This is a genomic window from Catellatospora aurea (assembly GCF_042663325.1).
In the GTDB taxonomy this organism is placed as follows: domain Bacteria; phylum Actinomycetota; class Actinomycetes; order Mycobacteriales; family Micromonosporaceae; genus Catellatospora; species Catellatospora aurea.
The window spans coordinates 35743-50174 of the sequence record NZ_JBHTAC010000016.1 but is presented as its reverse complement, the minus strand read 5'-3'; the positions used below and the strand labels follow the sequence as shown (position 1 = coordinate 50174).

Sequence of the window (14432 nt, the reverse complement as noted above, 5' to 3'; positions counted from 1 at the left end):
CGGCGCTGCGGCGTGATGGGACGGCGAGCAAGATGAGTGAGGCTTCTGGAAGGTTCTCCCGCCGCACGGCGCTGCGGGCGCTGGCAGCAGGGTCGTTCGTCGCGCTGCCGGGGCTGTCCGCGTGCAGCCGGTCCGCGCCGCCGGCCGCGCCCGCCGCCGGCCCGACGCTCAACCGCTACGGCACCACGCCGAACGACTACGCGCTGCTCAACCTCAAACCGGACACGTTCTACGCCTGGGAGGACGGCTTCCGCACCGCGGACACCAACACCGACCCCCGGACGTACGAGTGGTGGCACACCGAGCTGACCGGCGACGACGGCATCGTGGTCTCGTTCACGCTGAAGACCCGCCCCGGCGACGGCCTGACCGCCGAGTCCGACCGGCGTCCCGCGGTGAACCTGCTGATCACCACGCCGTGGGGCAACGAGTTCAGCGTGTTCCAGACGTACAGCTGGGACGAGTTCGCCAGCGCCAAGGACCGCTGCAACGTCAAGGTCGGCCCGTTCACGCTCACCGGCGACCTCAAGAGCTACCAGCTGCGCGGCACCGCCAACGACATCACCCTCAACCTCGACCTGACCAGCACCGCGGCCCCGTTCCGGCCCGGCACCGGCCACGTCTACCTGGGCGGGCCCGACCAGTACCAGGCGTGGTTCGCCGCAGTGCCGTCGGGCAGGGCGCAGGGCCACATCGTCTTCTACAACGAGAAGCGCGACTTCATCGGCACCGGCTACCACGACCACACCTGGGGCAACCTGCCGCTGCCGCAGTTCGTGGACCGCTGGCGCACCGGCATGGGCGTCGCCGACCGCTACTCGGTGCTCGCCCGCGACATCCACCTGCGCGGCAAGTACGACTCGACGGATCTGACGGTGCTGCTGATCGACGACACCGAGGCGGGCAAGCGGCTGGTGGCGGCGTACAACGACGACACGCTCAACGCCACCGAGATGCAGACCGGCGAGGACGACGACTTCGCCGAGGTGCAGTGGAACTACACCGGCGAGAACTCGGCGATCGTGACGATGTCGGCGACGGACCGGATGGTGCCCGGACGGCCGTACGTCAACCAGACCGGTTCGGTGCTGCCCGCCTCCCGGGAGAAGGCCCCGCGCAAGCGCTGGTACATCCGCAACGAGGCCGAGATCGCACTGAGCCTGGGCACGATGGGCCCCGGCTACCGGGTCACCGGCAAGGGCACCCTCGACAACGCGCAGTTCGGGCTGCTGTCGGCCCAGCAGCAGACCCCGAAGCCCAAGCCCTCCTGAACCCGCTGCCGACGCATCCGCGTAAGGAAGGGCACCTTCACATCGCCATACGTTGTGGAAGGTGCCCTTCCTTACCGGGGCGGTGGTAGACACTGTCTACGAGGTCTGGTAGACAGTGTCTATGCCGGATCAGGACAGCACGCTGCGCGCCCGCCTGGTCGAGGTGGGCGTGGACCTGCTCACCCGCGAAGGGCCGGGCTCGCTGACGCTGCGCGAGATCGCCCGGCGGGCCGGGGTCTCGCACGGCGCGCCGCGCCGCTACTTCCCCAGCCACCTGTCCCTGCTGTCCGCCATCGCCCAGGTCGGCTACCACGACCTCGGCGGGCGCATCGCCGGCCTGCGCGCGCACGCCGACCCCCGCGCCGGCCTGCTCGACCTGGGTCGCGCCTACCTCGACTTCGCCCGCACCCAGCGCGGCATGTTCGAGCTGATGTTCCGCCACGAGTTGCTGCGCGGCAACCAGATCGGGCTGCGCGACGCCAGCCGCCAACTGTTCGGCGTGCTCGTCGACCTGGTCACCCGCGCCCGGCACGGCCGGACCGGGCCCGACCCCGTCGTCGTCGCCGGGGCGCTGTGGGCAAACCTGCACGGCATCGCCCAGCTGTGGCTGTGGGGCAGCCTGCAGATGACGGTGCAGACCGACGACGTCGACCCGCTGCTGCGCGCCGCGCTGGACGCCCACCTGGGCCCGGCCTGACCACCGGAGGACACTTGTCGATCCAGTCCATCACCAGGATGATCCTCACGCCGCTGTCGCAGGTGGCGTTCCGGCCGAGCGTCGAAGGCCGCGAGCACGTGCCGCCGGCCGGCCCGGTCATCCTGGCCGCGAACCATCTGTCGTTCCTGGACAGCTTCATCATCCCGCTGATGACACCGCGTCCGGTCGCGTTCCTGGCCAAGGCGGAGTACTTCACCGGCACCGGGTTCAAGGGCCGCCTCGTCCGCGAACTGATGACCGGGCTGGAAGCCATCCCGGTGCAGCGCGGCGGGCACCGAGCCGCCCAGGAGTCCCTGGAACTGGCGCTCGGCGTGCTCGAACGCGGCGGCGCGTTCGGCATCCACCCCGAGGGCAGCCGCTCGCGCGACGGCCGCCTCTACCGCGGCCGCACCGGCGTGGCCTGGCTCGCGCTGGCCTCGGGCGCGCCGGTGGTGCCGGTCGCGGTGCTCGGCACCGACCGCATCCAGCCGGTCGGGGCGACACTCCCCCGGCCCGGCCGGGTCACCATCCGCTTCGGCGCGCCGCTGCGCTTCGCCCCGCAGCCGGGTATCAGCGTCGGCCGCGCCCGCCGCCAGGCCACCGACGACATCATGGCCGCCATCCAGGCCCTGTCCGGCCAGCAGACCGCCGACGACTTCAACGACCTGTCGCTGACCCCGTAGGCGCGCCCGTGACGCGGACGCCGGGAAACCGGGTCGCGCCGGCGGCCGTGGCGCGGGCATGCTCGGCCGGTCCGCCTGTTCACGCCGGCGCCTGACGCTCAGGCGCCCTCCTCGCACCAGGCGAGTCCGCCCGGACATCCCTTCACCGAGTGCGCGACGTACTTACGCGCGTTCGTGTCGACGACGGCCGCCGTGCGGAAGGGTCGGCCGTGGTCGTCGATGACCAGGGTTCCGCTGCGTCCCGCGCTCGTCCAGCGCAGGCGCAGCCGCCAGGTGCAGTCGCAGCGGCCGGGCTCGGCGGTGATGATGAAGATCTCCGGGTCGGACTCGGAGACGCTGAACGGGAAGGCCACCGCGGGGATCTGCTTGCCCGCCGCGTCCGTCCCCGGCACCGGGACCGGCCGCGGGTTGGCGTCGTCGAGGCCCACCTTGAACAGCCGGGGAGACTCGTTGGCGCCGCAGCCGGAGTCGGGGTAGTACAGCCGCGTCGCCTCGATCGCCGGGCCGCGCTCGACCACCTCGATGGTCAGGTCCTGCAGCACCACGGTCTTGGACGTGCTGCCCTGCAGCGTGAGCAGGATGCGCCCCGCGGAGGGGATCGCCTCGACCCGCTGCATCCACTCGGCGACCTCGTCATCGGCCGGCGGCAGGCGCGACTCGGGATCCATCACCCGGTGTGGGCTGGACAACTCGCCCGGATCGGCGTTCACCACGTACGCCTTGCAGTAGTCGCCACGGGAGAGCACGTCGAGGCTGAACGGCAGTTCGTCGGCGGCGGCCGAGGTCGGCGGGGTGCCGCCGGGAGTGTCCGCGCTCGGGGTCAGGTATGCCAGGGCCACGCCGCTGATCACCGACACGACCACCGCCGAGGCGACGCCGCCGAGCCAGTTGCGCAGCACCCGGTGCCGCCGCCACCAGCCCATGGCCGGGCGGGCGGGCGCGACCGGCGTGGGCCGTTGCGAAGGATCGAGTGGCAGCGTCACGTCGTTCCCCAGTCCGGTGTGGAGGCAGTACCGGACGAAGACGCTACTGAATGTCCGCACCCGGTCGCAGCGCCGCCACGGCCAGTGTTGCCCGACCGATCGACCGACACCGGCCCCACCACGCACGAGCGGCGCGACCCGAATCCAGGTCGCGCCGCTCAACTCGTCCGCATGATCGTCGCGATCTTGCGGGCGGGTCAGCTCAGGGTCGAGGCGTCGGGGAGCGGGCCGTCGGCCCAGCGGGCGTCGAGCAGGACCATCCAGCTCGACAACCGGCCCCGGACCCAGGTTTCGCTGCCCAGGGCCTTGCCGGACTGCGGGTCGACGATCAGGCGGGTCTGCGCCTTGGTGAAGTCGCCCTGGCGGGTCACCGCGATCGCGACGCCGGTGCGCCCGCGCTGATCGGTGACCCGGCCGAGCGAGGTCACCCCGGGCAGCTCCGCCAGCATCCGGTACGCCGCCCCGCGCACCCGCGGGCTGACGGGCAGGTCGATGACGAGCCCCAACCCGGCGTAGAAAAGGAACTCCTGGGCGCTTTCCGCCTCCCCGTCGTTGACGTCGTGCCAGCGGAGGAGTTCCCGCTTGAGCTGCGCCGGGTCGGTCGGCAGCGCGGCCAGTTCCCGCACCGAACGCGGCATTCCGGCGAGCAGGAAGTTGTTCGCCGCGGTGTGCCCCTGCATCGGGCGGGCAGCCCAGGACCCGTCGGCGCTGCGCATGTAGGCACTCGACGCCAGGCCCTCGACGGCGGCCAGCCACATCTGGTCCTGGCTGCGCCGGGAGCCCTCACCGTGCTCGGAGTGCAGCACCCAGTAGTCGCCGTCGGAGGCGGCCACGGTTTCACTGACCAGGGCGGCGGCCAGCAGCACCCCGCCCGCGTCGGTGGGCGGCTCGGCGGAGGCGCCGGCAGCCGGGGCGCCGGTGGGCTGCTGGGTGACCGCCGGGACCGTCCCGGACGAGTTGTTCAGCAGGATCGCGCCGGTCACGGCCAGCGCGACGGCGGGCAGGCCCGCGGCGAGCACGAGGCGGCCGACCGGCCGGCGGGCGGTGCGGGACATGGTGTCCTCCTGGGGGTGCGCCATGATCGTCATCGGGTCGGCGGGTGGTGTGGTCGGGTCGAGGCTGTTCGGGCGGGCCGCGGTCAGGGCCCGCAGCGTGTCGCGGTGACTCATCGGGAGTACTCCTGGGCGGTGAGGCGGACCGGGCGGTGGCGGTTCACCGGCGCGGTGTCGGTCATGGCCTGTTCCAGGCGTTTGCGGGCCCGGTGCAGGCGGACGAAGAAGGTCGCGGACGAACAGCCGACGACCCGGGCGGCGTCCCTGGCGGACAGGCCCTGCCAGGCGGTCAGCGTCAGCGCCTCCCGGTCGTCCTCGCCCAGGCCGGCGAGCGCGGCCAGCATCGCCGCGCGGTCGGCGACGCCGTCGGCCACGTCGGCGTCGGCCTCCACGACCCAGGCACGCAGCTCCAGGGCGAGGCTGGCCTGGCGTACGTCGTCGCGGAAGCATTCCCGGACCACGTTGCGGGCCACGCCCAGCAGCCACGGCAGCGGCCCCTCGGGCACGGCCGCCAGCCTGCGCCAGGCCACCAGGAACGTGTCGGCGACGACGTCGTCGGCCAGGGTGCGCCCGGCGCGGCTCACCGCGTACGCGTACACCTGGCGATGATGTCGGTGGTAGATGGCGGTGAACCGCTCGCTCGGCTCGTCATGGGTCACTGGCTCCTGCTCCTTCGCCGTGAAGGTGTTCCGTCACCAGGTAGTGCGCCCAGGAGCCCGATTCTTACCGCGGAGCCGGCGGAGTTCTGAACGGATTCGGCGGCAGCTCGGGCCGCGGCGGCCGCTGCATGCCGCTGTCGAGGATCGCCACCTCGACCCGGGCCTGCCCCTGCCCCACCAGCCAGCCGGCGTACCCGGCCACGACGTAGGCGGCGCCGGCCAGGGCCGCCACCACCGCGAGCTGGGCGGCCAGTTTCCAGCCGCGCCGCCACTCCCACCAGGCCGACATCGTCTTCACAGCTGCGAGGGCACCTCCTGCCCGATCGCGACGACCACCTGCCGCGCGGCCTCGGGCGCGACGTCTCCATTCGGGAGGTACCGGATCCACACGCCGTAGGAGCCGTGCCGGATCTGCAGGAGCCGGTCGTCGACCAGCAGGGCCTCGTCGCCGAGCGGCACCTGCCGCACGTCGCCGATCCACCCGTGCAGCAGTTCCAGGTTCGCCGAGGGGCTGTCGCCACCGGCCCGGCCCACCCGGGTCACGGCGATCCACAACTCGCCCGACGCGCCGCGCACGGTGCAGGTCGCGCCCAGAAATCCGGACTCGGTCCGCTCGTCGCCGTCCTGGACCAGGTCACGATCGGGCAGGGCGATGTCCAGCAGTTCCGGCCGCAGCATGGGGCAGACGGCTTGCGGGCCCGGTTCCGGGGTGTAGGTCACGTGCAGCGCGGTCCAGCCGCCCTGCGCCAGCAGGATCGCGGCCAGCAGCAGGAACAGGTACTTACGGCCGTTGCGGCGACGGCGGGCGACGGCACCCGGCAGCTCGGCGAACGGATCGTCGTCGGGACCGCGTACCACCGCCACGCGGGGACCCCGACCAAGATTCACGCCGGACAAGGTAGCAACCCGCGCCACCCGCCGGCGGCACGGCATCGCCATCCACGCAGCTCGGGGGTATACGAAAGCGGCTCCGCCCCCGCTGCCGGAACAGCGTGGGCGGACCCGCCGACACGCTCAGACGCCGAAGGCCTCGCAGCGCGCCCCGGAGTTGACGTTGTTGCCGCGTCCCGCGCGGGCGGTGTCCGTGCCCGCGCCGCAGTCGACGACGTCGTTGCCGCTGCCGGTGGTCACGGTGTCGTCCCCGGCCGCGCTGTTGACGGTGTTGTTGCCGTCGCCCGCGTCGACCCGGTCGTCGCCGCCCGCGGCGTTGACCACGTCGTTGCCCGAGCCGGTGCGTACGACGTCGTTGCCCTCACCTGTGCCGACCACGTTGTTGCCGCCGCCGGCGTCGACCCGGTCGTCGCCGCTCGTGGTGGTGACCACGTCGTTGCCGCTGCCGGTGACGACGCAGTCGCCGCCGCCGTTGCCGTTCACGACGTCGTTGCCGCCCTTGCCGAGGATCAGGTCGGCACCCTCGGTGCCGGTGATCGTCTCGTTGCGCGTGGAGCCGACGAGCACGTTCTGCACGGTGGCGCACAGGTCCTGTGGCACGCCCGCCGCGCCGACGGTGACGCCGCCGGTCGACCGGATGCCGAGCAGGGCCGCCAGCCCCGCCTTGACCGTGACCTCCGGATAGGAGACCCAGCCGCCCGCCGCGACGGTCACCGTGACCGCCGTTCCCTGCACGGTCACCGTCGCGACCGCCGACTCACCGCCGAGGACCGTGACGGAGCCGGTGCCGCCGAGCACGTACGCACCCTCGCCGAGCGCGATCGCCGCCGCGCCGCCGTCGAGCGCGACCCGGGCCGGGGCGGTGCCCGCGCCGACGGTCACCAGCACGCCGCCCGCCGTGTCCGCGATCGACACGGACCGCCCCGCCCGGTCCAGGATCCGGCCGGAGGTGCCGTCGTCGTCGGAGAACGTCCCGTTGCCCGGGTCGGCGGGCAGCGGGTCGGCGTCGTCGGCGATGCCGTCGTCGTCGGCGTCGAGGTCGGTGCAGGGCAGGGTGCCCCCGCGCAGCGCGTGACCGGCGTCGTTGCTGTCGTCGGACCAGTACACCGGCTTGCGTCCGGCGACGCACGCGGACTGCGGGGCGATGGCGAAGCCCTCGTTGTTGAAGTTCGGCATCCCGGCCGGGCGCTCGTACACCGCGCCGACCGTGAACCGGCCGGACGCGTCGACGCCGAGGGTCGCGGTGCGGCCCTGGCAGGTGTCGTCGCAGACCGCCCACAGATGTCCGGTCTCCGGCTCGAACACCAGGTCCATCACCGCCGGGAAGCCGCTCGCGAACGCCGCGACCCGGGTGTACGCGCCGCTGCCCTGGTCCAGGGCGTACGCGTAGACCTGGCCGTTGGCTTCCAGGCCCACCAGGAACAGGCCGTCGCCGTGGCCGGGGTAGGCGGCCGGGTCATAGGCCTTGCCGGTGCGCTCGTCGGCGAAGCCGTGCGCGGTCAGGTAGGCGTCCGGGATCCAGGTGATGCCCTCGATGCCGCTGTTCGCGGCCACCGGCGGCAGGTCCGCCGTGAGGTCCCAGGCCATGGTGGCGTACAGCGCCGTCCCGGCGGCCGGGTCGAAGCGCACGATGCGCGGACGGCTGACGCCACTGTCGGCGTTGTTGCGCTCGGTCGACACGAACACGCCACCGGACGGCCCGGCCGAGGTCAGCGTGACGCCCTCGGCGTCGAGGTCACCGGTGCCGTCGGTGTAGTGCAGCGCCTTGCCCGCGGCCCAGCCGCCGGCCGGGTCCGGGGTCCAGGCCGCGCCGTCGCGCACCAGCCGGTAGAGCGTGCCCGGCCCGTTCTTGACCGCCCACAGCACACCCTGGTCCTGGTACGCCAGCCCGCTCATGTTGCCGCCGAACAGGTTCGCGGCGTCGGCCGTGGTCACCTCGGGCCCACCGGGCCACAAGGCCGCGGGGACCTGCCCGGGGCAGACGTTGCCCGCGCCCTTGGTCGGCGCGGTCGTCGCCGCGAAGTCACCGGTGCCGTCCGGGCAGCGCCCATACGTGGTCGCCGCGTGCGCGGTCCAGCTGTAGGAGTCGACCAGCGTCGCCCCGTCGGCCTGGAACAGCCGCGCCGAGTCCGCGCCGCCGAGCCCGAACGCCGTCTCGACGTCGAGGGCCAGGAACGCGCCCGAGGCCACGGTGGTGCCGGCCGGGATCGCGTACACATGCGTGTCGTCGTTGTCCTTGACCAGCCAACCCGACACGTCCACGGTGCTCACGCCGTTGTTGACGAGCTCCACCCAGTCGCCGGGCGTGCCGCCGTTCGACTCCACCTCGTTGATCCGCACCGGTGCGCCGCAGTCGTTGGCCGCGCCGCGCGTCGAGGACGTAGTGGCGATGAACGCCCCGGTGCCGTTCGGGCACCGGCCGTACGTGGTCGCCGCGTGCGCGGTCCAGCTGTAGGTGTCCACCAGCGTCGTGCCGTCGGCGAGGTAGAGGCGCGCCGAGTCCGCGCTGCCCAGGCCGAACGCGGGCTCGGTGTCCAAGGCCAGGAACGCGCCCGGGGCGAGGGTGCTGCCCGCCGCGACGGTCACCGTGTGGGTGTCGTCGTTGTCGCGGAACACCCAGCCGGACACGTCCACGGCCGTCGCGCCGGTGTTCACCAGCTCCACCCAGTCGCCGGGGGTGCCGCCGTTGGACTCGACCTCGTTGATCCGCACCGCCGCCGCGGCGGAACCGCAGTCGTTGGCCGCGCCCCTGGTCGAGGTGTTGGTCGAGGCGAACGCGCCGCTGCCGTCGGGGCAGCGGCCGTACGTGGTCGCCGCGTGCGCGGTCCAGGTGTAGGAGTCGACCAGCGTGGACCCGTCGGCCTGGAACAGCCGCGCCGAGTCCGCGCCACCGAGCCCGAAGGACACCTCGACGTCCACGGCCACGAACCCGCGACCGGCGATGACGGTTCCGGCCGGGATCGTGTACGCGTGCGTGTCGTCGTTGTCCTTCACCACCCAGCCGGACACGTCGACCGCGGCGGAACCGGTGTTGACCAGCTCCACCCAGTCACCCGGGGTGCCGCCGTTCGACTCCACCTCGTTGATCTTCACGACGGTCGCGTTCGGAGCCGAGCAGTCGTTGGCCGCGGCCCGCGTCGAGGACGTCGTCGTGGCGAACGCCCCGCTGCCGTCCGGGCAGCGGCCGTAGGTCGTGCTCGCGTGGCTCGTCCAGGAGTGGCTGTCGACGACCGTGCCGTCCGCCGCGAACAGGCGGGCCGAGTCGGCGGCGCCCAGGCCGAACAGCGGGTCCACGTCGACGGCCAGGTAGCCGCCCGCGGCGAGCACCGTGCCCGCGGGCAGGACGAAGGCGTGCGTGTCGTCGTTGTCCTTGACCGTCCAGCCGGACAGGTCGACGTCGGCGGAACCGGTGTTGACCAGCTCCACCCAGTCGCCGGGCGAGCCGCCGTTGGACTCGATCTCGTTGATCCGCACCGACGCCGCTTCCTGCGCCGACACCGGCGTACCGGGGATCAGCAGAGCGGCGGCGCAGAGCGCGGCGAAGGCCAGCCGCGTTCTTGTTTGCCGAGGTGTACGCACGTTGGGTCCTTGTCGCGGAGGCGGTGAGGGCACACGGAGCAGCGCTCCTCGCCGCAGCCTCCGGCACACCCGCGACCGCCAGTTGAACACGCGGCGAACACCAGCGCCGACCCTCCGAGGAATGCCGGGCCGTCCCCCTGCACATCAGCCCTCCGGCTGATCCGCGGCCACATCAGGCCGATCGTCAACATGCTCAGTGGGGTTGGCGCAACGCCCCAGCACAACACGGGCCGCAGCGGGGGCCGGCCCCAAGGTATAGTAGAAGCTATACTGCCTCCCATGCCGGACACGGAGTGGGAGATCTACCTCGTTGACGAGGTACGAGACTGGATCGCGGCACTGGACGACGCGACTCTCGCCCGCGTGGTGCAGGCCATCGACGCACTCGCCGAATCCGGCCCCGGTCTGGGCCGCCCGCTGGTGGACACGATCCACGGCTCGACCCTCGCCAACCTAAAAGAGCTGCGACCGGGGACAGTGCGCATCCTGTTCGCCTTCGACCCGTGGCGTTCGAGCATCCTGCTGGTCGCCGGAGACAAATCCGGTCAGTGGAACGCCTGGTATCGCGAAGCCATACCGCTGGCGGAGCACCGCTACGAGATCTATCTGAAAGAACGCACCGAACAGGAACGAGGCCAACGGTGACCGAATACATCCGATGGAGCGAGGTCCGCGCCGAGCATGTCGAGCGCGCCGGGGGCGAGGAAGCGATACAGGCCGGTAAGCAGGAGCTGCTCAACGAGGTGCTCGGACACCGTCTCGCCGAGCTGCGCCGCGCCCGCGGGCTGACTCAGCAGCAGGTTGCCGACCGCATGGGCGTCACCAAGGGTCGCGTCTCGCAGATCGAGCAGGGCCACATCTCCGGACAGGAAGTCCTTGCGCGATTCGCAACAGCCCTGGGCGGGCGGCTGCACCAGGCGATCTACTTCGACAACGGAGACATCGCCGCAGTCGCCTGACCAGCCCACTGACCGACTGAGACCCATCACGTCCGCTCGCTCACCCCTGCGCATCAGCGCGGGCGCATCCCTCACCTTGATCGTTCGACTTGCCCGGCAACTGGGCTTAAGGCGGGTCAAGATACGCACAGGTGCCAGGCAACTCGAACGATCTCGGGCTACACGGGCCGGGACCACCAGCCGACGGCGGCGGCTTGTGGATTCTTGGGTCATACTCGTAAGCACCGGGTCGCAGCGAGGGGCAGGAGCCAGCCGTGACTGTCGCGTCCGACCGAGAGAAGATCGCCGAACTGCTCTCCTGCGTGGAAGAGCTGGAGGACATCGCCCGCACGCTCGACGACGACCGGCGCGCGCGGCTGCTCCGCGTCGCCCGGCAGTGGCTGGCCACCTGCGAACCGATCCGGCCGGTGATCGCGGCCGAGCTGCTCGACCTGAGCGAGCCGACGGTCCGGGAATGGGCCCGCGCCGGCGTCTTCACGATCGTGCAGGTCAACGGGCAGCCACGGCTGGAGCCGCGCCGCTTCCACGAGGTCTGGCACCTGGTCAAAGACCTGCGCCAGGCCGGGCAGACCCGGGGGCTGCTCGACGCCGTGTGGCGCTACCTGGAGGACACCGCCCTGCTGGAACGCGACGACCTCCGGGAGAGCCTCGCGCAGATGCAGCGCGGCGAGGGCAAGGCCATCGACGTCCACGAGCTGCTCGCGCGTACGCGGCAGAGCCCGGCCTAGGCAGGTCACGTGCCCGTCACCCTCGACTGGACCCCCCGTGCCGAGCAGCAGTTCGACGGCCTGCGCAGCCGCCAGCAGCAGCAGGTCGCCCAGTTCCTGCGCCACCTCGAAGCGGAGGGCTGCGCGGCGCTCGGCTACCGCCTCACCGGCGGGGCCCCGCTCGACCACCTGTGCGTGAAACACGTCGGCGACCTGCGCATCGTGGTCGCGTTCCGGTCCGGCAGGCAGGCGTGTGTGCTCCTGATCGGACGGCACGACGAGGCCGACCCGGGTGCCGACGTATACGCGGCGCTGTATGAACTCGCCGGGGTCAAGCCGCCGACGGACCCGCGTACCAAGCCGCCGTGCTGCGGCGACGGCGGGCTGCCGCCGGAGATCGGCGCGGCCGTCGACGAGCTCGCCGACCGGGCGATCCGGATCCGCCGCACCCGGCGCACCGAAGGCCGGACGAGCTAGCTCGCCGCCGCGTTGGTACGGCCGGTCAGGCGCTCGTGCCGCTGCCGGGCCGCCTGCGCGGAGCCGAGGCCGAGCCCGAAGGCGATCGCCTGCCAGGTCAGCCCTCGCGCGCGGGCCAGATCGAGCAGGCCCGCCTCCAGGGCGTCGAGGTCGGCCCGCACCCGCGGGATGAGCGTGAGCGCGGCGGTCAGGTCGGTCTCGTCGAACGGCTCCTCGTCGACCTCGGGCTGGGCCGAACCCGCCGCGAGGGACACCGACAGGGCGACCGCCTCGAACGGGTCCAACACGTGCGGATGCCGCCAGCGGTCGCGCCTGCTCGCGGTCGCGCCGTGGCGCTCGGCGAGCCGGGTCAGGGCGGCGAAGTCGCGGTGAGCACGGGCCCGCCCGGCGTCCGGCGGAACGAACGGGTCCTCATCGTGGATGTCAGCCATGGACACAGCCAACCAGATAAACGGCCCGTTGTAAACATAATGTTGAACACGTCATGTTCAACCGCGTTCAAAGGTAGTCGAAGAACCGGTCCCACCAGCTCTGCACCCGAGGCCACGCACCGTTGTAGCGCTGCCACAACGGCTCTTCAGGGACGAGCACATACCCGAGGCTGGCCAGCGCGTCGCCGATCCGGCCACCGTCGTCGGGGTGGAGCAGCTCGGCCGCCTCCTCGTCCGTCCATACGCCCGGATTGTCGACGGCGAGCACCGCCATCCCGCCGAAATTGCTGATCGAGACGACGAGCCGGCTTCCGGTCGCGGTGAGCGCGGCAGGAACCTCGATGCGGCCGTGCAGGCTCGCGTCCTGCACCTGCCGGTCCACCTCGCACGCGCCCCCGAACGCGGCATCGAGCCGCTGCGCGAGCTGCTCGAACCGGGCGCGCTCGCGCCGACTGTCGTAGCCGGTGGGGAACTCCAGACCCTGTGGGTCGTCCAGTGAGCGCAGCAGTCGCCACAACTCGTCATGATCGCTGAGCATGCCGTCACGCACCGGGCAGTGCGATGTGCTCGTAGGCCAAGGCCTTCTCCAGTGCCTGCTCGTCGGTCAGGTGCGGCGTGTGGTGGAACAGGTAGCCGACGACGTGCGGGCACTCGGTGATGCGCTCCAGTTCCTCGACCTTGTCGTCGACCTCTTCGTCCGGCGTGTGCACCAGCTCGGCCATGAGCGCCAAGGCGCGCCGGCGCTGCTCGGGCGTCAGGGTCCGCATCTGCTGCCCTCCCGGGTCGGTGTCGATCGTGGCCATACCGGCTGGATGGTAGTGCTTAGGATGGGCGCCGCCATCGGACGTCTTAGCGGGGAGTCAGGGACGTGACCTGGTTTGAGGAGCTTCTGCGGCGACGACGACGGCAGCGGACGTGGTTCCGGATCGTGCTGGTGTCGGTGGTCGTGACCGGGCTGGTCGCCTTCTTCGGCTGGCCGCACTGGGTGCAGTACCAGGCCCGGCAGGAAAGGCAGGCCCGCCAGGCGGCCGTAGCCGAATACAAGCCGTTCGTATTCCCGGCGATCCGCGCCCTACTGGGATACGACTACCGCGACTTCGACGGTTCCGTCGCGCGTGGACAGTCCTTCCTCACGGGACCGTTCACCACCGAGTACACGGCGACCATGGCGTCGCTGCGCCCGACCGCCCTCGCGGAGCAGGCCGTGGTCACCGCGGAGGCCCGCAGTGTGGGCCTCCGCGAGCACGGACGGCAAAGGGCCGAGGTGCTGGCCTACGTGACTCAGCAACGTACGACGAACGCGCTGGCCGGGGTTGAGATCATCGAATGCGAGGTCGTGGTCGCACTGGAACGGGTCGGGTCGGAGTGGAAGGTGGCGCGGTTCGCCGTCCAGCCCTTTCCGAACGTCCACCTCTCGCCCACTGCCACGCCACGACCCTCGCCCTGACCGAGTGGCGCTGTCGTACCGGCGCAGCGCCGATGCTCTCACCTGGGTCTGGTCGCGTGGCACTCGTCCAGGGCGGCCAGCAGGTCGGTCAGCCCGGACAAGGTCATCGAGACTCCGCTCGGCGCACGCTTGTACTTGAGCTGTGCCGGGGTGGGATAACGCGCGCCGTCGGCCAGGTCGATCCACAACACGGCGGCCCGTTCACCGTCTGGCCTGATGGCGAATTTTTCCACCTGCGAGAACGCGAACGCCCGGTTCCGATGGCCGTAGCGTACGTGCAGGTGGGTTCCACTCGTCCAGATGCCGATCCGCAACTGCCCGCGGAACCACAGCGCTCCCCCGACAAGCATCAAGAGCCTGCCGATCCCTGCCTCGCGCACCCCGATCTCCACGATCCCGTAACCCGCCATGGCCGCACAGAACCAGAACCCCAGCAGGCCCCCCAGCCGGCTGTCGGGGTCCGGTGTCAGGCGGCGCAGGGGCGCAAAGTTGGTCCGCATCAGCACGAGCGACATTCTGCGGCAGGCACGCTTCAGCCGTCTGCCCCGAACCCGGCTGCCATGGCCGACGGGCTACCGGGAGTTCGCCGACGTCGA

Annotated in this window: 18 protein-coding genes; 8 read left to right on the top strand and 10 right to left on the bottom strand. The window is 71.7% G+C overall.

The annotated features are described in order from the left end of the window. Positions 1-32 precede the first annotated feature (32 nt). The 3 genes from ACFQO7_RS17685 (at position 33) to ACFQO7_RS17675 (ending at position 2651) form a co-directional block, all read left to right on the top strand. Positions 33-1271 carry a lipocalin-like domain-containing protein gene (locus ACFQO7_RS17685; protein ID WP_376807363.1) on the top strand — a complete coding sequence of 413 codons (1239 nt, stop codon included), beginning with the start codon at positions 33-35 and terminating at the stop codon, positions 1269-1271. 121 nt (positions 1272-1392) lie between these two features. Continuing rightward, positions 1393-1968 (top strand): TetR/AcrR family transcriptional regulator, encoded by a 576-nt coding sequence (locus ACFQO7_RS17680; protein WP_376807362.1) that lies wholly within the window; start codon positions 1393-1395, stop codon positions 1966-1968. Positions 1969-1982: 14 nt separating this feature from the next. Beyond that, positions 1983-2651, top strand: a complete 669-nt coding sequence (locus tag ACFQO7_RS17675) for a lysophospholipid acyltransferase family protein (RefSeq protein WP_376807361.1) — start codon at positions 1983-1985, stop codon at positions 2649-2651. Positions 2652-2749: 98 nt separating this feature from the next. Here the strand turns inward: ACFQO7_RS17675 and ACFQO7_RS17670 are convergent, their stop codons facing one another. The 6 genes from ACFQO7_RS17670 to ACFQO7_RS17645 all read right to left on the bottom strand — a co-directional run bounded on the left by ACFQO7_RS17670 (position 2750) and on the right by ACFQO7_RS17645 (position 9815). Beyond that, positions 2750-3634, bottom strand: coding sequence for a hypothetical protein (locus ACFQO7_RS17670; protein WP_376807360.1), 885 nt, complete (start codon positions 3632-3634; stop codon positions 2750-2752). 197 nt (positions 3635-3831) lie between these two features. After that, the gene (locus tag ACFQO7_RS17665) at positions 3832-4803 is read right to left on the bottom strand and encodes a CU044_5270 family protein (protein WP_376807359.1); all 972 of its coding nucleotides are present in this window, start codon (positions 4801-4803) and stop codon (positions 3832-3834) included. After that, the gene (locus ACFQO7_RS17660; RefSeq protein ID WP_376807358.1) at positions 4800-5345 is read right to left on the bottom strand and encodes an RNA polymerase sigma factor; all 546 of its coding nucleotides are present in this window, start codon (positions 5343-5345) and stop codon (positions 4800-4802) included. Before ACFQO7_RS17660 ends, ACFQO7_RS17665 begins: the two co-directional genes overlap by 4 nt. Before the next feature lie 64 nt (positions 5346-5409). Beyond that, positions 5410-5643 (bottom strand): hypothetical protein, encoded by a 234-nt coding sequence (locus tag ACFQO7_RS17655; RefSeq protein WP_376807357.1) that lies wholly within the window; start codon positions 5641-5643, stop codon positions 5410-5412. Beyond that, complete coding sequence (locus tag ACFQO7_RS17650) at positions 5640-6233, bottom strand: hypothetical protein (RefSeq protein ID WP_376807356.1); 594 nt, start codon at positions 6231-6233, stop codon at positions 5640-5642. Before ACFQO7_RS17650 ends, ACFQO7_RS17655 begins: the two co-directional genes overlap by 4 nt. A 126-nt stretch (positions 6234-6359) precedes the next feature. Continuing rightward, the gene (locus ACFQO7_RS17645; RefSeq protein WP_376807355.1) at positions 6360-9815 is read right to left on the bottom strand and encodes a lamin tail domain-containing protein; all 3456 of its coding nucleotides are present in this window, start codon (positions 9813-9815) and stop codon (positions 6360-6362) included. Between the two features lie 279 nt (positions 9816-10094). Between ACFQO7_RS17645 and ACFQO7_RS17640 the strand changes: the two genes are divergently transcribed. The 4 genes from ACFQO7_RS17640 to ACFQO7_RS17625 all read left to right on the top strand — a co-directional run bounded on the left by ACFQO7_RS17640 (position 10095) and on the right by ACFQO7_RS17625 (position 11958). After that, positions 10095-10460 (top strand): type II toxin-antitoxin system RelE/ParE family toxin, encoded by a 366-nt coding sequence (locus tag ACFQO7_RS17640; protein ID WP_360535277.1) that lies wholly within the window; start codon positions 10095-10097, stop codon positions 10458-10460. Beyond that, positions 10457-10774 (top strand): helix-turn-helix domain-containing protein, encoded by a 318-nt coding sequence (locus ACFQO7_RS17635; protein ID WP_376807354.1) that lies wholly within the window; start codon positions 10457-10459, stop codon positions 10772-10774. The genes ACFQO7_RS17640 and ACFQO7_RS17635 overlap by 4 nt, the downstream gene beginning before the upstream one ends. Positions 10775-11028: 254 nt before the next feature. Then, on the top strand, positions 11029-11502 hold the full coding sequence (locus ACFQO7_RS17630) for a hypothetical protein (RefSeq protein WP_376807353.1): 474 nt from the start codon (positions 11029-11031) through the stop codon (positions 11500-11502). A 9-nt stretch (positions 11503-11511) separates the two neighbouring features. Then, the gene (locus ACFQO7_RS17625; RefSeq protein WP_376807352.1) at positions 11512-11958 is read left to right on the top strand and encodes a hypothetical protein; all 447 of its coding nucleotides are present in this window, start codon (positions 11512-11514) and stop codon (positions 11956-11958) included. Here ACFQO7_RS17625 and ACFQO7_RS17620 read toward each other — a convergent pair. From ACFQO7_RS17620 to ACFQO7_RS17610, 3 genes are all read right to left on the bottom strand, one after another. Further along, complete coding sequence (locus ACFQO7_RS17620; RefSeq protein ID WP_376807351.1) at positions 11955-12389, bottom strand: DNA-binding protein; 435 nt, start codon at positions 12387-12389, stop codon at positions 11955-11957. The genes ACFQO7_RS17625 and ACFQO7_RS17620 overlap by 4 nt on opposite strands. A 67-nt stretch (positions 12390-12456) precedes the next feature. Further along, positions 12457-12939 carry a hypothetical protein gene (locus ACFQO7_RS17615; protein ID WP_376807350.1) on the bottom strand — a complete coding sequence of 161 codons (483 nt, stop codon included), beginning with the start codon at positions 12937-12939 and terminating at the stop codon, positions 12457-12459. Then, positions 12932-13192, bottom strand: a complete 261-nt coding sequence (locus ACFQO7_RS17610; protein WP_376807349.1) for a hypothetical protein — start codon at positions 13190-13192, stop codon at positions 12932-12934. The genes ACFQO7_RS17615 and ACFQO7_RS17610 overlap by 8 nt, the downstream gene beginning before the upstream one ends. 65 nt (positions 13193-13257) lie before the next feature. On the opposite strand from ACFQO7_RS17610, the gene ACFQO7_RS17605 reads away from it, so the two are divergent. Then, positions 13258-13836, top strand: coding sequence for a hypothetical protein (locus tag ACFQO7_RS17605; RefSeq protein WP_376807348.1), 579 nt, complete (start codon positions 13258-13260; stop codon positions 13834-13836). Positions 13837-13874: 38 nt separating this feature from the next. Here ACFQO7_RS17605 and ACFQO7_RS17600 read toward each other — a convergent pair whose 3' ends face one another. Then, positions 13875-14342 carry a hypothetical protein gene (locus tag ACFQO7_RS17600; RefSeq protein ID WP_376807347.1) on the bottom strand — a complete coding sequence of 156 codons (468 nt, stop codon included), beginning with the start codon at positions 14340-14342 and terminating at the stop codon, positions 13875-13877. Positions 14343-14432: the final 90 nt, after the last annotated feature.

Excerpts from the sequence above, each read along its gene's own strand:
- ACFQO7_RS17685 (WP_376807363.1), top strand. The coding sequence starts at position 33 with ATGAGTGAGGCTTCTGGAAGGTTCTCCCGCCGCACGGCGCTGCGGGCG.
- ACFQO7_RS17680 (WP_376807362.1), top strand. The coding sequence starts at position 1,393 with ATGCCGGATCAGGACAGCACGCTGCGCGCCCGCCTGGTCGAGGTGGGC.
- ACFQO7_RS17665 (WP_376807359.1), bottom strand. The coding sequence starts at position 4,803 with ATGAGTCACCGCGACACGCTGCGGGCCCTGACCGCGGCCCGCCCGAAC.
- ACFQO7_RS17640 (WP_360535277.1), top strand. The coding sequence starts at position 10,095 with ATGCCGGACACGGAGTGGGAGATCTACCTCGTTGACGAGGTACGAGAC.
- ACFQO7_RS17620 (WP_376807351.1), bottom strand. The coding sequence starts at position 12,389 with ATGGCTGACATCCACGATGAGGACCCGTTCGTTCCGCCGGACGCCGGG.
- ACFQO7_RS17610 (WP_376807349.1), bottom strand. The coding sequence starts at position 13,192 with ATGGCCACGATCGACACCGACCCGGGAGGGCAGCAGATGCGGACCCTG.